Source organism: Aquamicrobium defluvii, assembly GCF_004363725.1.
In the GTDB taxonomy this organism is placed as follows: Bacteria; Pseudomonadota; Alphaproteobacteria; order Rhizobiales; family Rhizobiaceae; genus Mesorhizobium; species Mesorhizobium defluvii.
Genome location: NZ_SNZF01000004.1, coordinates 146,280 through 162,474 on the forward strand (window position 1 = coordinate 146,280; position 16,195 = coordinate 162,474).

At 64.3% G+C, this 16,195-nt stretch carries 16 protein-coding genes; 13 read left to right on the forward strand and 3 right to left on the reverse strand.

Annotation, left to right across the window (positions count from 1 at the left end):
* Positions 1-198 precede the first annotated feature (198 nt).
* From DES43_RS04690 to DES43_RS04740, 11 genes are all read left to right on the forward strand, one after another.
* Positions 199-648: a universal stress protein gene (locus DES43_RS04690; protein ID WP_035024558.1), complete on the forward strand. Its 450-nt coding sequence runs from the start codon at positions 199-201 to the stop codon at positions 646-648.
* 142 nt (positions 649-790) lie between these two features.
* On the forward strand, positions 791-1,321 hold the full coding sequence (locus DES43_RS04695) for a hypothetical protein (protein ID WP_035024557.1): 531 nt from the start codon (positions 791-793) through the stop codon (positions 1,319-1,321).
* 287 nt (positions 1,322-1,608) lie between these two features.
* Positions 1,609-2,493, forward strand: coding sequence for a GNAT family N-acetyltransferase (locus DES43_RS04700; RefSeq protein ID WP_245264654.1), 885 nt, complete (start codon positions 1,609-1,611; stop codon positions 2,491-2,493).
* A gap of 143 nt (positions 2,494-2,636) precedes the next feature.
* Positions 2,637-2,876, forward strand: coding sequence for an HP1242/YdcH family protein (locus tag DES43_RS04705; protein WP_035024554.1), 240 nt, complete (start codon positions 2,637-2,639; stop codon positions 2,874-2,876).
* Positions 2,877-3,033: 157 nt separating this feature from the next.
* Positions 3,034-5,316: a transglycosylase domain-containing protein gene (locus tag DES43_RS04710; protein WP_035024553.1), complete on the forward strand. Its 2,283-nt coding sequence runs from the start codon at positions 3,034-3,036 to the stop codon at positions 5,314-5,316.
* Between the two features lie 96 nt (positions 5,317-5,412).
* Positions 5,413-6,162, forward strand: coding sequence for an SDR family NAD(P)-dependent oxidoreductase (locus DES43_RS04715; RefSeq protein WP_035024551.1), 750 nt, complete (start codon positions 5,413-5,415; stop codon positions 6,160-6,162).
* A gap of 170 nt (positions 6,163-6,332) precedes the next feature.
* The gene (cysG, locus tag DES43_RS04720) at positions 6,333-7,775 is read left to right on the forward strand and encodes a siroheme synthase CysG (protein WP_035024550.1); all 1,443 of its coding nucleotides are present in this window, start codon (positions 6,333-6,335) and stop codon (positions 7,773-7,775) included.
* Positions 7,772-8,071 carry a DUF2849 domain-containing protein gene (locus DES43_RS04725; RefSeq protein WP_035024548.1) on the forward strand — a complete coding sequence of 100 codons (300 nt, stop codon included), beginning with the start codon at positions 7,772-7,774 and terminating at the stop codon, positions 8,069-8,071. The genes cysG and DES43_RS04725 overlap by 4 nt, the downstream gene beginning before the upstream one ends.
* A 15-nt stretch (positions 8,072-8,086) precedes the next feature.
* Positions 8,087-9,757 (forward strand): nitrite/sulfite reductase, encoded by a 1,671-nt coding sequence (locus DES43_RS04730; RefSeq protein WP_035024546.1) that lies wholly within the window; start codon positions 8,087-8,089, stop codon positions 9,755-9,757.
* A complete protein-coding gene (locus tag DES43_RS04735) occupies positions 9,732-10,481 on the forward strand; it encodes a phosphoadenylyl-sulfate reductase (RefSeq protein ID WP_035024544.1) in 750 nt (249 codons plus the stop codon). The genes DES43_RS04730 and DES43_RS04735 overlap by 26 nt, the downstream gene beginning before the upstream one ends.
* A complete protein-coding gene (locus DES43_RS04740) occupies positions 10,474-11,034 on the forward strand; it encodes a DUF934 domain-containing protein (protein ID WP_035024541.1) in 561 nt (186 codons plus the stop codon). The genes DES43_RS04735 and DES43_RS04740 overlap by 8 nt, the downstream gene beginning before the upstream one ends.
* Before the next feature lie 20 nt (positions 11,035-11,054).
* Here the strand turns inward: DES43_RS04740 and DES43_RS22295 are convergent, their stop codons facing one another.
* Entirely contained in the window at positions 11,055-11,267 is a 213-nt protein-coding gene (locus DES43_RS22295) for a hypothetical protein (protein WP_156953465.1), read from the reverse strand.
* A gap of 217 nt (positions 11,268-11,484) precedes the next feature.
* On the opposite strand from DES43_RS22295, the gene grpE reads away from it, so the two are divergent.
* The gene (gene grpE, locus DES43_RS04745; RefSeq protein ID WP_035024540.1) at positions 11,485-12,093 is read left to right on the forward strand and encodes a nucleotide exchange factor GrpE; all 609 of its coding nucleotides are present in this window, start codon (positions 11,485-11,487) and stop codon (positions 12,091-12,093) included.
* Between the two features lie 105 nt (positions 12,094-12,198).
* Positions 12,199-12,831 (forward strand): trimeric intracellular cation channel family protein, encoded by a 633-nt coding sequence (locus tag DES43_RS04750; RefSeq protein WP_035024649.1) that lies wholly within the window; start codon positions 12,199-12,201, stop codon positions 12,829-12,831.
* A gap of 15 nt (positions 12,832-12,846) precedes the next feature.
* Here DES43_RS04750 and olsB read toward each other — a convergent pair whose 3' ends face one another.
* Together olsB and DES43_RS04760 are read right to left on the reverse strand one after the other, a co-directional pair.
* Positions 12,847-13,725: a l-ornithine N(alpha)-acyltransferase gene (gene olsB / locus DES43_RS04755; RefSeq protein ID WP_035024538.1), complete on the reverse strand. Its 879-nt coding sequence runs from the start codon at positions 13,723-13,725 to the stop codon at positions 12,847-12,849.
* Between the two features lie 122 nt (positions 13,726-13,847).
* The gene (locus tag DES43_RS04760) at positions 13,848-16,133 is read right to left on the reverse strand and encodes an ATP-binding protein (RefSeq protein WP_035024536.1); all 2,286 of its coding nucleotides are present in this window, start codon (positions 16,131-16,133) and stop codon (positions 13,848-13,850) included.
* Between the last annotated feature and the right edge of the window lie 62 nt (positions 16,134-16,195).

The window sequence follows — 16,195 nt, forward strand, 5'->3', positions numbered from 1 at the left end:
ATATGCGGCCATGAGATGGAATGGCAAAGCGGGTTGACCTGCATCAAGGTCGTGGCTGGGCCATTGGGGTGAAGTGCATTTGTGTTCCGGGCGGCAGTTTGTGCCACAGCCGGATCATCATTGTCTGTCTGGCCTGACACACTTGCGGGCCATGCGCGGCTCTGGTTTCCTTAACCGGACACAAAAAGAGGTCGAACCATGTACACCCACATCCTCATCGCCACCGACGGATCCGAACTTGCCCAGAAGGGCATCGATCACGGATTGTCGCTGGCCAAGGCCCTGTCTGCCAAGGTCACTTTCGTAATGGTTACGGAACCTTTCCCCGTTGCTGCCGGCGCAACCGCTTCGGGCTGGGTCGCTGGCCCGAACGATATTTCCCGTTACGAGGAAGGCCAGAAGGAATTCGCTGGCGGCATCCTGGAGAAGGCGCGCGCGGCGGCGGAGAAAATGGGGGTCAAGGCCGATGTCGACCATCTGGCCGACCGCTGGCCGGCCGATGCGATCATCGAAGTCGCCGAAGAGAAGGGCGCCAACCTGATCGTCATGGCCTCGCATGGACGCCGTGGTCTCGGCCGTCTGCTGCTCGGCAGCCAGACGGTGGAGGTTCTGACCCACTCGAAGGTGCCGGTACTGGTCGTGCGCTGAGATCGATGCGCGTGCCCGGCACCTGTGCCGGGCATTCCGGCGCGGGCCGTTTCCCGACCAGCCGGTGCCGGGCGGGATGATCATGTCATTGGCCTTGTCGGCTGCCCTTTTTTTTCGCTATAGGCAAAAAAGGAGGCCTGAAATGCATATACTGCTTGCTGTTGCCGGTATTTTCGCAGCGGCGGCGTTCTGGTGGTACCGGCTCAAATATATGAGAGAGGCTGCGAGCGAGGTGGCCGATGCTGTCGGCAAGGTGCGGGGAAACCTCAGGCGCAACACGTTGCGCAAGAAGGCCGCGATTGCACCGGTTACGGCCATCGACCATCCGGTGACTGCCGCCGCCACGGTGGTGATGGCGATAGCCGCGGAAGACAGACCCGTCTCCGATGTGCTCGAAACCCGTGTGCGGGAGCAGATCGAAACTGTCGCAGACAGCGAAAAGCAGCTCGACGAAGCCATTGCCTATGCCAAATGGGCGAGCGATCAGGTGGCCGATGTGCAGACCGTGATCGACAGCACTGCCGATTTTCTGAAGCCTCTTCTCGATCTCGCCGAGAAAGAGCAACTGGTCGCAATCGTTCTTGCCGCGACGCCGGTGGCGGAACGTCATCACATGTTCCGGCAGCGCGTTGAACGCTTGCGCCGCAAGCTCGGCCTTGAAACCGTTTCCTGACGGACGCTTTCGGCAAGCGGGCGTGATCGCGAATTTCAGGAAGACAAGGGAAGATGGCGACCGCTCTCTGCGACCGCTGCCATGGGCGCACGACGCTCTGGATTAACCATGCCTCGAAACTGGGCGGGAAAGCCACTGTCAGCCGTGCGGCTTCGCCTGCTATTATCGCTGGCGAAGGTTTGGGGGAACCTGAAACATGCGCGCAATGGCTGTAAATCTTAATTTAATCAATTAAGGATTGCATTTAGCGGCCATGGCGATCATGCGCCGTTGCATTTGGGGACAGAATGGCGGTTCTTGGGGGACTACCCGCAGGCAGCAATTTCCGACCGATAGAACAGGCGGACTGGCCGGGGGTGATTGCCTGCCTGTGCCGGGGTTTCCCCGACAGGAATCCCTCTTATTGGGAACAAGCGCTGGTCAAGCTGTTTGCGCGTCCGCCGGTAGACGATCTGCCTCGCTGCGGCTTGCTGCTGGAAGTGGAGGGACGCATCGTCGGCGTGGTGTTGACGCTCTATACGCGTCATGCAGGCGACGAGGGCGACGCTATACGCTGCAATCTGTCCAGCCTCTGTCTGGATCCCGAATTCCGGCCCTATGCGACCAGGCTGATCGCCATGATGCTGAGGCGAAAGGATGTCACCTATGTGAACATCTCGCCTGCACCCGCAACGGTGCGTATCAACAAGGCGCTGGGTTTCCGCATCCTTACAAGCGGCCAGATGATGTTCCTGCCTGTCCTCAGCGCGGTAAGGGAAGCCGGCCGCGTATTGGATGTGCACTCATCTCTGGCAGAGCTCGCCCGCCTGCCGCAGGCGCATCGGAATATGCTGGTGGAGCATGCCGCGATGGGATGCCGGGCCCTAATTTGCGAATGCGGCGGCGAGATGCATCCCTTCCTTCTGAAGCGGCGTTCCCTCCTGCATGGCGTCGTGCCGTGCCATCAGGTCATTTACTGCCCGTCTCTGGCAGATCTGTCGCATTGTGCCGGGCTGCTGGGCCGTCATCTGATGCGCAGCGGCATCCTTTTGTGCCTCGTCGATGCCAACGAGCCGGTGCCGGGGCTGACAGGACACTATTTCGCCGACAGGGCGATAAAGTTCGTCAAGGGTCCCAATCCACCGGGACCGGGAGACCTGACCTTCACGGAACTGGCGGTGTTCCAGTCCTGAAGGCTGCTTTCCTTTCGAATCGGCTGTGCGCTGAATGCGTTCAAAGCACGCTGGTTGCCGGACCTTCGCGGCGCTGTTTGACCTTGATCAAGCGTCGCTGCGCGTGAGCCTGTATGCTTGCGGCGAATACAACAGGAGACGACATGTCCAACACCCCACACACCCTTGGCGAGGAGTTTCCCGGACAGCTCGATGCCATCCATGCCATCAAGGCTAGGGACCCTGAATTCGCGCGTGTTCTGGAAGAATATGACGAGGTCAACGACCGGATCCACAGGGCGGAGACCCGCATAGATCCGATCAGCGACGACGCGGAAGCCGAGCTGCGCAGGCGTCGCCTTGCCCTCAAGGACAGGATCGCGGCCGCCCTGAACGCACAATAACAGGGATCGTCTTCGCACCGCTGTCCGCACCCGTGCGGCGGCGGTGTTTTCACATGCGCAGGAATGCCACGTTTTCTGGCGAATTAACCCGCCCTTAAATCGCCGCAACTAGCCTTCACCTCATCGCCAATGGCTGGGGGCAGGTACGGCATCGCGCATGGCGAACCGCAGAAACAGACGCATCGAACCGAGTTTCGACGAGCCGGCGCGGGACGCATCGGTGGCGGGCTTCTCGCTGCGTGAGGAAGATCGGGTCGTGCCTTCGGGCCGCAAGCCGCGTTCCCGCAAGGCGGAAAGCTCGCGGCGGTCCCCTAAGGCGCGTTCCGGGCGCGGGGGCCGGCGCAAGCGACGCGGCCTGTTCGGCATCTTCATGCGGACGGTCTACTGGTGCTTCGTGCTGGCGATCTGGGGCGGCATCGCGGCTGCCGGCATGGTGGTCTACTACGGCGCCAAGATGCCCGCCGCCACGACATGGTCCATTCCCGAGCGGACGCCCAACATCAAGATCGTTTCGGTGGACGGGCGTCTCATCGCCAATCGCGGCATGAGCGGGGGCGAGGCCGTGCGTTTGTCGGAGATGTCGGCCTATATCCCGAAAGCGGTGATCGCCATCGAGGACCGCCGCTTCTATTCGCATTTCGGTATCGATCCGATCGGTCTCGGCCGCGCCGTCGTCACCAACCTCATGCATGGGCGCTTCTCTCAGGGTGGCTCGACGCTCACCCAGCAGCTCGCAAAGAATCTTTTCCTCAAGCCCGACCGCACGCTGGAGCGCAAGGTGCAGGAGGTTCTGCTGGCGTTGTGGCTGGAGCACAAGCACACCAAGGACGAGATTCTCGCCATGTATCTCAACCGGGTCTATTTCGGCTCGGGCGCATATGGCGTGGAGGCCGCGTCACGGCGTTATTTCGGCAAGAGCGCGCGCGATGTGAGCCTTTCCGAAGCCGCTCTCCTTGCAGGGCTGCTCAAGGCCCCGTCGCGGCTTTCACCGGCGCGCGACCCCAAGGCGGCGGAAGAGCGCTCGCAACTGGTGCTGGCCGCCATGCAGGACGAGGGGCTGGTAAGTTCGCGCGAAGTGGCGCACGCCATGAGCGCGCCGGCCGCGCGCGTGCCATCCTACTGGACCGGGTCCGAGAACTATGTCGCCGATACGATCATGGAGGAACTGCCGGCCCTGATCGGCGAGGTGCAGGGCGACATCGTGGTCGACACCACCATCGATCTCGATTTGCAGAAGCTGGCCGAGCGCTCCATCCGCAGGCTGATCGACGAGAGCGGCAGGAAGCTCGACGTCAGCCAGGGCGCGCTGGTGTCGATCGACAATTCCGGCGCGGTGCGCGCGATGGTCGGCGGCTACGACTATTCGACCAGCCAGTTCGACCGCGCCTCCGAGGCGCGCCGCCAGCCGGGCTCGGCCTTCAAGCCTTTCGTCTATGCGGCCGCGCTGGAGGCAGGCCGTACGCCCGACAGCGTGCGCAACGATGCGCCGATCCAGATCGGCAAGTGGAAGCCGGTCAACTATGGCGGCAAGTATTATGGCAAGGTCACGCTGGCGACCGCGCTTGCCAGGTCGCTGAATTCCGTTGCGGCACAGCTTGCCATGGAAGTCGGGCCGGAAGCGGTGATCGAGATCGCCAACCGCATGGGCGTGCAGTCGGACCTTCAGAAGAACGTTTCGATAGCTCTCGGCACCTCCGAGGTGACGCCGCTGGAACTGACGGCTGCCTATGTGCCCTTCGCCAATGGCGGCTATCGCCCGCAAGTGCATTTCGTGCGCCGGGTGACAACCGCCAAGGGCAAGGTGCTTTACGAATATACCGGGGGTTCCGCCCCGCGCGTGCTGAAGCCCGAGATCGTCGGCATGATGAACGCGATGATGATGGGCACGGTGGAAATCGGCACGGCGCGCAAGGCTGCCTTCGCATGGCCCGCCGCCGGCAAGACCGGCACCAGCCAGAATTCCCGAGACGCCTGGTTTGTCGGCTATACGGCCAATCTCACCACCGGCGTCTGGTTCGGCAACGACGATGCGAAACCGATGAAGAACGTGACCGGCGGCGCGCTGCCGGCACAGGCCTGGCACGAATTCATGGTGGCCGCGCATGAAGGCGTGCCGGTGGCGCGCCTGCCAGGTAGCTGGCAGCCCGCCCCGGCCAGCGTCGCGCCCGCGCAGGAAGCGCCGCCCGCGCTTCCGCCGGCTGTGGTTGGCAAGCCCGCCAACCCCGCTCCGCAACGGGTGACGCCTGTCCCGCCCGCGGCGGTTCCGAGGCCCTCCGTGCCGGTCGCCGGCGGTGCGAAGAGCGGTGGCAATGGCCGCCCGGCCATGCCTTCCGACGGCGGTTCGACCGCTTCGATCAAGCGTCCGGTGCCGCCTGGCGATGTCGGCGGCCCCATGAAGAAGGGCTCCGGCTCGATCCTCGACATATTGACCGGCGGCTGAACCGGCCTCGTCGTCGCCCCGTGGCGCCGCCCTCTCGCCAGAACCTTCCGCTTGAGCTAGATGTCTCGGCACAGATCAACAGGCCGGACCTTCGCCATGACCGAGACAGACAGCAGAAAGACGATCGTGCTGACCGGCGCCAGCCGCGGTATCGGCCATGCGACGGTGAAGCGCTTCTCCATGGAAGGGTGGCGCGTCATCACCTGTTCGCGGCAGGCCTTCGCCGAGAACTGCCCGTGGCCGGCAGGCCCGGAGGATCACATCAAGGTCGATCTGGCCGACCCGGAGGATGTGGGCGTTGCGGTTGCCGAAATTCGTCACCGGCTGGAAGCGCATGGCGGTCAGCTCAATGCGCTGGTCAACAATGCCGGCATCTCGCCGAAGCTGCCCGGCAGCCAGCGTATGGACTCGCTCGAAACGCCTATGCATGTGTGGCGGGATGTGTTTCAGGTGAATTTCTTCGCGCCGATCATGCTGGCGCGGGGCCTGTTCAGGGAACTGGCGGCGGCCCGGGGATCGGTGGTCAATGTCACGTCCATCGCCGGTTCGCGCGTGCATCCCTTCGCGGGGACGGCCTATGCGACGTCCAAGGCCGCGCTCGGCTCGCTGACGCGCGAGATGGCGCACGATTTCGGCCCCCACGGCATCCGCGTCAACGCCATCGCGCCGGGTGAGATCGACACCGCGATCCTGTCTCCTGGCACGGACAAGCTTGTCGAGACCATTCCGCTGCGGCGGCTCGGCACCACGGCGGAAGTCGCTGACATCATCTATTTCCTGTGTTCTGGCCAGTCCTCCTATGTGACCGGCTCCGAAATCCACATCAATGGCGGCCAGCACGTCTGAGCCCGGAAATCCGGTGAGGCACGGCATTCGCGTCGCACCGGAATGGTTTTCTTCCAAATGCCGGCCCTGGGCAAAAAACATTGCCTGCCGCAAAGGCAGGCGCGAGCCCGTTTCTTCGCCGCGCTCCCCTTTCAGGCTAAAAATGCCAGCCTGTACAGGGTTTTACCGCTATGCCGCATGTTCCTCCCAAGCTGAACGCTTTTCCCGTCTTCATGCGCGTCGAAGGCGAGACGGTCGTCATCGTCGGTGATGGCGACGAAGCGCTGGCCAAGGCAAGGCTGCTTGGCCAGTCCTCGGGGCGTTTGCGCATCGTCGCGCCCGAAGCTTCAGCCGACCTGCTGGGCTGGATCGCCGCCAATGCGGCTGTTCATGTCGCGCGCGCTTACGCGCGGGAGGATCTCAATGGGGCCGCGCTGGTGTTCGCCGCGAGCGGGGACGAGCCACTGGATCGACGCGTTGTCGCGGATGCCCGTGCTCTCGGCATCAAGGTCAACGCGGTCGACCGGCCCGAGCTTTGCGATTTCTTCACCCCGGCGCTGGTCAATCGCGCCCCGGTCGCGGTCGCCATCGGCACGGAGGGTGCCGGGCCGGTTCTTGCCCAGATGATTCGTGCGCGCATCGACCGGATGCTGTCGCCGTCGCTGGGCACGCTCGCTTCGCTGGCCGTCACCTTTCGCGATGCGGCGGAGAAGCTGCTTGCCAAAGGCGCGCCGCGCCGTCGCTTCTGGCGTGAGTTCTTCGAGGGGGCGCCGGCGCGCGCCGTTGCCGGGGGCGATGTCGCGGGCGCGCATGCGGTGGCTTCCGCCATGCTCACCGGTCCCGACACATCGACCGGCCATGTGGCTCTGGTGGGGGCCGGTCCGGGGGCGGAAGACCTTCTGACGCTCAGGGCGCAGCGGCTTCTGATGGAGGCCGACATCATCCTGCATGACGCGCTGGTGCCGGACGCCGTGGTTGCCATGGGGCGCCGCGATGCCGAGCGCATCGCGGTGGGCAAGCGCAAGGGCTGCCATTCGAAAAGCCAGTCCGAGATCAATGCGCTGCTGGTCGCGCTTGGCCGTGAGGGCAGGCGGGTGGTGCGCCTGAAATGCGGCGATCCACTGGTGTTCGGGCGCGCCGGCGAGGAAATGGCGGCACTTCGCGATGCCGGGGTTTCCTGTGAGGTTGTGCCGGGCGTTACCGCCGCTTTTGCTGCCGCTGCGGATTTCGAACTGCCGCTGACGCTGCGCGGCGTCACCTCGTCCATGATGTTCACCACGGGCCACGACCTGAAGGGCGGGGCGCTGCCGGACTGGGCGAAGCTTGCCATCTCGGGCGCGACGGTTGCGGTCTATATGGGCCGTTCGGTTGCGGCCGACGTGGCAGGCCGGCTGATCGAGGCGGGGCTGTCGCCCGATACGGCGGTGGCCGTTGTGGAGAACGCCAGCCTGTCCGGATGCCGCCGTTTCCATGGCACGCTGGCCGATCTGCCGGCGCTGGAGGACCGCCACGATCTTGCCGGTCCGGTGATGACCATCATCGGCGATGCCGTCGCCGGGGCGAATTTCAGCCGCTCGCAGGCGCTTGCCGCGCTTCCGGTTCGCGGGCTGACCCGTAACGAGGTTGCAGCATGAAGATCCTGACCGCAAACCGCCTGAGCGACGGAGAGGTTGTCTGGTTCGCAAACGGACAATGGGTGGAGAGCATCTCCCAGGCTGAAATCGCGGAAGACAAGGCCGCCGAAGCCGCGCTGGAAGCCGCGGGAGCCAGGGGGCTGGCGGACAATCTCGTGGTCGATGTCGACCTGATCGACGTGGAGATCGTCGACGGTGCGACCCATCCTCTTCGACTGCGCGAGCGCATTCGCGCCGCCGGTCCTACCAATCGCAACGATCTGGGCAAGCAGGCCCGTACGCAGCACGCGGCGTAAGCCGGAGGACCACCGATGTACCGCTACGATGAATTCGACCACGAATTTGTACAGGCAAGGGTCGCACAGTTCGCCGATCAGGTGGAACGGCGCCTGTCGGGCGAACTGACCGAGGACCAGTTCAAGCCGCTCCGGCTCATGAACGGCGTCTATCTGCAACTCCATGCCTATATGCTGCGCATCGCCATTCCCTACGGCACGCTGCATCCACGCCAACTGAGGATGCTGGCCCACATCGCGCGCACCTACGACAAGGGCTACGGCCACTTCACCACGCGCCAGAACATACAGTTCAACTGGCCGGCGCTTTCGGACGTTCCGGCCATCCTTGCCGATCTGGCGCAGGTCGAGATGCACTGCATCCAGACCAGCGGAAACTGCATTCGCAACGTGACCGCCGACCATTTCGCAGGAGCGGCGGCCGACGAGGTCGCCGATCCGCGCCCCTACGCCGAGATTTTGCGGCAATGGTCGTCGGTGCATCCCGAGTTCTCCTATCTGCCGCGCAAGTTCAAGATTGCGGTCACGGGCGCCGAACGCGACCGGGCCGCCATCAAGACGCACGACATCGGCCTGCACCTGAAGAGGAACGAGGCGGGCGAACTGGGCTTCGCCGTCTATGTCGGCGGCGGACTGGGCCGCACGCCGATGGTGGGCAAGAAAATCCGCGATTTCCTGCCGCAGGAGCATCTGCTGTCCTATGTGACGGCGATCCTGCGCGTCTACAATCTGCATGGCCGCCGCGACAACAAGTTCAAGGCGCGCATCAAGATTCTGGTCCACGAAACCGGAACGGAGGAGCTGGCAAGCTGGATCGAGGCCGAATGGCAGGCGCTGAAGGACAGCGAACTGAAGCTGCCGGAGGGGGACGTCGCCGCCATCAAAGCCTATTTCGCGCCGCCGGAACTGCCGGCCCGGCCGGAAGGTGACGATGCCGTGCGGCTTGCGCGGCTGGATTCGCGCGCCTTCTCCGAATGGCTCGGCCAGAACGTCACCACGCATCGCAACCCCGATTATGCGGCCGTTACCATCTCGCTCAAGGGGATCGGCGAGGCACCGGGCGACGTGACCGATGTCCAGATGGAGGCGGTGGCCGACCTTGCCGAGCGCTATGCCTTCGAGGAAGTGCGGGTGACGCATGAGCAGAATCTCGTTCTGCCGCATGTGGCGCGCGCCGATCTGAAGACAGTCTATGACGAGCTGGTCGGGATCGGTCTCGCCACGGCCAATGCGGGGTTTATCAGCGATATCATCGCCTGCCCCGGCCTCGACTATTGCGCGCTGGCCAATGCCCGCTCGATTCCCGTCGCGCAGCAGATTTCCACCCGCTTTTCCTCGCTGGAGCGCCAGCGCGAGATCGGTGAGCTGAAGCTCAAGATTTCAGGCTGCATCAATGCCTGCGGTCATCACCATGTCGGCCATATCGGCATCCTCGGCGTGGAGAAGAAGGGGGCGGAGCTTTACCAGATCACACTGGGCGGCTCGGCCGACGAGAACACCAGCGTTGGCGATATCATCGGGCGCGGTTTCGGGCCGGACGAGATCGTCGATGCCATCGAGACGCTGGTCGAGACCTATCTCGCGATCCGCTCGGATCGTTCGGAAAGGTTCCTCGACGTTTATCGTCGTGTGGGCCCCGCGCCTTTCAAGGAAGCGCTCTATGGCGCGGAAGCCAGGGCGGCCTGAGGTGGACGCACCGGACGTCGCCGCTCTCGATGCGCGCCACGGGCACTTGCCCGCCGTCCGTATCATCGAGCTTGCCGCGGCTGAACTTTTTCGCGGAGAAGTGGCGGCGGTGTCGTCGTTCGGGGCGGATTCGGCGGTGCTGCTGCATCTTGTCGCTCGGGTGGACCGGCATCTGCCCATCGTCTTCCTCGATACCGGCAAGCATTTCGAGGAAACGCTCCGCTACCGCGATGCGCTGGCCGACGACTTCGGCCTCACCGACATCAGGGTGATCCATCCGGACGCGACGGCGCTGCAACGCGCCGATCCGTCGGGGCGCCTGCATGAAAGCGATGTCGAGGCTTGCTGCCATGTGCGCAAGGTGGAGCCGATGGCGCGGGGCGTCGAGCCGTTCCGGGCATGGTTCACGGGCCGCAAGCGTCATCAGGCACAAACGCGCGCCACCCTGCCGGTGTTCGAGGCCGTGGGGCCGCGCGTGCGGATCAATCCGCTGGCGAGCTGGGCTCCGGCCGATCTGGCCGACTACATGCAGGCGCATGAGTTGCGCGAAAATCCGCTGGTCGCCTATGGTTATCTCTCCATCGGATGCTTCCCCTGCACGCGCCCGGTCGAGCAGGGACAGGATGCGCGCAGCGGCCGCTGGGCCGGCCAGGCCAAAACAGAATGCGGAATCCATCTTGGCGGGCTGGAACAGTCCCTCGGTCAGGAAAGACACCATGAGTGAGACGATAGCCGGACGCGACGAAAATCCGGCTCCCGAAAGCCGTTTGTGGACGCCTCACGGCTTCCGCGACGACGAATGGGTGCATGCCGAAACGGCCGATGCGCTTGCCGGCAACGGCCGCGTGATCCTGCCGCTTGCGGTTTTCCTTGAGCTCGATCCGCAGGCGCGGGCCCTCAACCGCGAGCGCCTGGGCGTGCTCCTGCAACCCGGCGACCAGCTCGATGCAATCGCCGGGCTGCTCGATACGCTGTCGCTGGTCGCCCTCGCGTTCCCCGCCTACAATGACGGGCGCAGCTACTCCAAGGCAGAATTGCTGCGAAGCCGGCATGGGTTCAAGGGTGCGGTTCGCGCGGTCGGAGACGTCTTGTACGACCAGCTTTCCCACATGCTGCGCGTGGGTTTCGACGAGTTCATCATCGCGAATCCGGTGCTGATCAGAAGGCTCGAGGATGGGAACACTGGTGGACTTCCTCTCCATTATCAGCCTTCGGCGCGCTCTTCCGGGGCGACGGGAGGCTATTCGTGGAGGCGCGCCGGCCACAACCGGGCTTAGAGCAATTCGAGCAAGGCGCTTCAGCGCCTGCGGCCCTCGCTGGGCTGCAATTCCGCAGCGTCGAGGCTGTCCAGAAGATTCTGCAGGTGTTCGGGCATGTCCTTGACGACCTTGAAGGTCGGCATGGAACGCAGAAGTCCGCGCGTGGCATGGCTGCGCACCTGGCTGCGGATGGTCGTTGCCAGCTTCATGCGAACCATTTCCTGCGGACGCTCTTTGCCTGTTCGGGTCATCGTACCAAAAATCCTTTCGGTCTCGAAACTCCCTGTAACCGGCTATGGTTCCCCTTGTTGACCGGTGTTTCCCTTCAGGTCACTCCAACAAGGTAAAATTTGAATTAAATGCAAGTTTGCGCAGGGTGAGGTTGCCGACAGGCGAGCCCTTGATTTTTGGCCGTCGAACCTCGATATCGGGCGCAACTGTGCTGTTTGAAAAGAATGGGAATACGCCATGAGTGACCAGGCCAGAGACGAGCGCACGCCCGAAGAGATCGAGGCTGCGGAGGCTGCCGCCGAGCGCCCCGCCGAGGCTGCCGAGGGCGATTATGAAGCGCTCATGCGCCTGATGAAGGAAAACGAGGACCTGAAGGACAAGGCCCTGCGGGCCGCCGCCGAGGTCGAGAACATGCGCCGCCGCGCGGCCCGCGACGTGCAGGATGCCCGCGCCTATTCCATCGCCAATTTCGCGCGCGACATGCTGACGGTCGCCGACGATCTCCAGCGGGCGCTGGATGCGATCCCGGAAGAGGCGAAGGTTTCCGGCGATGCGGGCTTCAAGGCGCTGATCGAGGGCGTGGAGATCACCGCGCGCGGCCTGCTTGCCGCTCTTGAACGCCATGGCGTCAGGAAGCTGACGCCCGAGGGTCAGAAGTTCGATCCGAATTTCCATGAAGCGCTGTACGAGATTCCCGATCCGCAGGTCGTGAGCGGCACGGTCCTGCAGGTCGTGCAGCCCGGTTATTCGATCGGTGAACGCGTTCTGCGCCCGGCCAAGGTCGGCGTCTCGAAGGATGGCCCGAAGCAAGCCGCCAGGCCCGCGGACGAAAACGCCGGGGGCTGACCGCTTCCGCGGTCGGAACGCCCGCGGAGTTGCCGTTGGGGCTTTCACTGCGCAGGACGGCTGCTACTGTGGCGGCCGCCTGACACCGGAGTGAACGCCGCCGCGATGAATCTCGTCACCTTTCTCGACTATTCCGGCGTCGCGGTCTTTGCCGCCACGGGCGCGCTTTCCGCCTCGCGCAAGCAGATGGACATCATCGGCTTCCTGTTCCTTGCCGGGGTGACGGGGATCGGTGGCGGTACCTTCCGCGACCTCATCCTCGACGTGCCGGTGTTCTGGATCGCAAACCACGACTATGTGCTGGTCTGCGCCGCCATGGCCGTTCTGGTGTTCTTCACGGCCCATCGGGTCGAATCCCGCTACAAGCTGCTTCTGTGGCTCGATGCCGTCGGCCTCGCCGCTTTTGCGGTGATGGGAGCCTCCAGGGGACTGGCGGTGACAGGATCGCCGGTGATCGCCATCATCATGGGCGTTCTGACTGCGACCTTCGGCGGCATATTGCGTGATATCCTGGCGGGGGAACCCTCCGTTCTGCTTAGACCGGAAGTGTATGTCACCGCGGCTCTGGCTGGCGCGGGCGTCTATACGCTGGGCGATCTGGCGGCCTTGCCGCCCATTGTCTGCCAGCTCGCGGGCTTCATTGCCGCGCTGGCGGTCAGGGGAGGGGCGATCCGCTTCGGCTGGCGTATTCCACCCTACAAGAGCCGGCCCGGACGCCGGCCCGAGGATATTCCCTGAACGCCCCCGCGCGGTTCAGGCCGCGTAGCTCTGGCCGTCCCCGGCATAGTAGGTGATGTAGCGGGCGGCGATCTCCTTCACCGGCATGACGATGAAGACGTCGACGGTCGCGAAGTCGCGGTCGACGACGCAGCCGTCGCCGATGCGCGCCCCGATGCGCAGATAGCCTTTCACCAGCGGCGGCATGGCGGCGATGGCCGCTTTCGGGTTCACCGCGTCGATCGGCATCAGCTTCATCGGGTGATAGCGGCCGGCGACGGCGCGCACATCCCAGTCGGATGCGGTGCGGCAATGATGCGCAAGATAGGTCAGCGCTTCGGCGTGGGCGGCAGGGTCGATGCCGGGGAAGGAGGCGCAGCCCACCATGACGTCGATCCGGTAATGGCTGAGATAAGCCCAGATACCCTGCCACAATGCCTCGATGGTGCGTTTGGAGCGATATTCGGGCAGGACACAGGACCGGCCGAGTTCGAGGAACCGGCGCTCCGGGTGGCGGGCAGCCAGCCCGCGCAGCTCGAACTCGCCTTCCGAGTAGAAACCGCCGGCTGCTGCCGCCATTTCCTGCCGCAGCAGGCGATAGGTGCCGACGATGCGGCGATGGTCGGGTCCGGTCAGGCTGTGGTCGAAGACCAGAAGATGGTCGCAAAGCGGATCGAACCGGTCGGCGTCGCGGCGGTCGATGTGGTGCAGGCTGCTGCGGGCGCCGAGCTCGTCATAGAAGATGCGGTAGCGGATTTCCTGCGCGGCCTCGATCTCCGCCTCGTTGCGGGCCAGCCGGACTTCAAGGGTGCCGATGCGGCCCAAAGGCCTGGTCAACGGGTGCCCTTTTGTTCCGGCGGTCGGACCGGGAACGCCATTCGGGCGGGTGTGACCTTGCGGCATCGCTGTCTGCACGGGCGATTCTCCTTCGAGCCATCCCTCGTGGCGCGGGGATACGATTGTGGTGCAACAGGATTGTGACAGTAGCGTGATATGTCGTGATCGGCAACAAAGGCGGCTTCAGGCAAAGGTGTTGTTCATGCTGAAACCTGTTCCTGCACGGCGGCGACCAGGGCCTGCGGATCGAGCGGCTTGCTCAGGAAGCCGTTCGCGCCATGGGCAAGCACGGAATGGCGTGTCGTTTCCTGATTGTCCGCGGACAGAACGAGGATCGGCACGGGGAGCAGGCCACGCGCCTCCTCATGGCGTCTGATGTGGGCGATGGCGTCCATGCCGTCCATCACCGGCATGTGCAGGTCCATCAGCACCACGTCGTAGCGTTGCCGGCTTCCGGAAGCGGAGAGCGCCTCGACGGCTTCCTTGCCCGTGCGGACGACATCGACCCGATGTCCCGCCTTGGTGAGGCTGGCTCGAGCCAGCATTGCGTTGATTTCATTGTCTTCCGCAATCAACACATGAAGGCTTTCCTCAGCCGGACCTGTGTCGCCCGCATGCTCGCTGGAGCCGGATTCCGATATGGCAACCGATTCCCGGGCAAGCAGGACCCTCAGCAGGGTTTCGCCGCGCACCGGGCGGGCGAGGAAGCTTCCATAGCCGCTGGTGCGGTATTCCGTGAGCCGGCCACGGTCGGTCGGCGCGATCATGGTGATGGCCCGGCTCGTTGCGAAACCTGCGTCGCGCAGCTTGCGGAGCAGCAGGCCGTCTCCGCACTCGAGCGCAGCATCGACCAGCAGCGTGTCGCAACCGCCCGCCAGCGCCGCAGCCCTGGCGGGCGTGTCTGCCAATTCCGCCCTGCCGCCGAGAGTGCGGATGGTTCCGGCAATGAGTTCGGCCTCCACCGTGCTGGGCGAGAGGATCACGACCTTGCGCCCGGCGAGCATGTCATGGCGGTCATGGAGGGGCGCGCTGGCGTGGGTGGCCGGAAGTTCGAGAATGAACTCGCTGCCTTCGCCCGGCGCGCTCGATACGGACAGGGTGCCGCCCATGGCCGCGACCAGGCGGCGGGAAATGGCGAGGCCAAGCCCGGCGCCGCCATGCCTGCGGGTCGAAGTTCCATCCACCTGCTCGAATTCGTGGAAAATTCGCTCCAGATCGCTCTGGTTCATACCCGCCCCGGTATCCGTGACGGTAAAGCGGATACGGTCGATGTCACCGTGCCGCTGACGCGTGATGACGAGTGCCACGCCGCCATCATCGGTGAATTTGATCGCATTGCCGAGCAGATTGAGCAGAACCTGCCGCACCCGCCCGGGATCGGCGGTGATCATGCGGGGAACGTCGGGCGCGACATGGCAGCCGATGCCGATGTTGCGCGCATAGGCGCGTGCAGCCAGAAGCTCCACGACATTGTCGGCGAGCTCGCGTATCGACATGGGCTGCGGTTCCGGATCGAAGCGGCCGGCCTCGATCTTGGAGTAGTCCAGCAGATCGTCGATCAGCGCCAGCAGCGCGCTGGCCGAAGTGGAGACGGCGTTCACATAGGTCCGCTGCTCGGGCGACAGGCCGGTGTCGGAAAGAAGCCTAGCCATGCCCATGATGCCGTTCATGGGCGTGCGGATCTCGTGGCTCACCGTGGCGAGGAAGCGGGACTTGGCCTGACTGGCGAACTCGGCCCGCTCGCGCGCGGAGATGAGCGATGCCTCCGCCTGCTTGCGGGCAGTGATGTCGCGCGCGATGGCGCGGTGGGAAACCGCGCCGCTATCCCCGTCGCGCATCGAAAGCTCGATCCAGGAGAACCAGCGCAATCCTGCCGGCGTGCGGATGCCGACATCGGTGGAGCTGAGGCATTCGTTCTCGGCGAATGCCGCATCGGGCACGACGCCGACCTCGATGCCGAGATCGCCCAGCGTCATGCCGTGCAAAGCCTTGGCGTCGATGCCGACCAGATCGGCGAACACCTTGTTTGCATAGACGATGGCGCCTTCGCGGTCCCGATGGACAACGAGATCGCCGAGCGCATCGATCAGGCCATGGAAACGCTCCTCGCTCTCCTGCCTCTCCCACATGCGGTCGGACAGCGTTTCGAGGTCCGAGCGGGTGCGGGCAAGCTCGCTTGCCAGTCTGGAACGCGCGTGATGCTCCCTTATGCGGACCAGTTCGTGCAGAAGGATGCCGGCGAGGCCGGTCGCCAGTATGGCCAGGCTCAGCAAAGCCGGCGCGCCGGTGAGATGGGCAAATCCGGCAAGCAGAATAACGACGAAGTAGAGCGCAAAGGAGATGCGACCGGCAAGAGGCGCTGGCTGGTGAGCGGAGAAGTGGGAGGGCACCAGAGGCGGCGGCACCACGCGGGCGCGCCATGTGGCCGGCGCCATCTCGTGGGCGTTCCCCTTATCCGCCTGTTTTTCCGCAAGCTCCGCCATCATGCGCAATCAATGGCAGAAACACCTTAGGGAAGGCTTCGGGTTACTGCTGCAATTTTATCGAT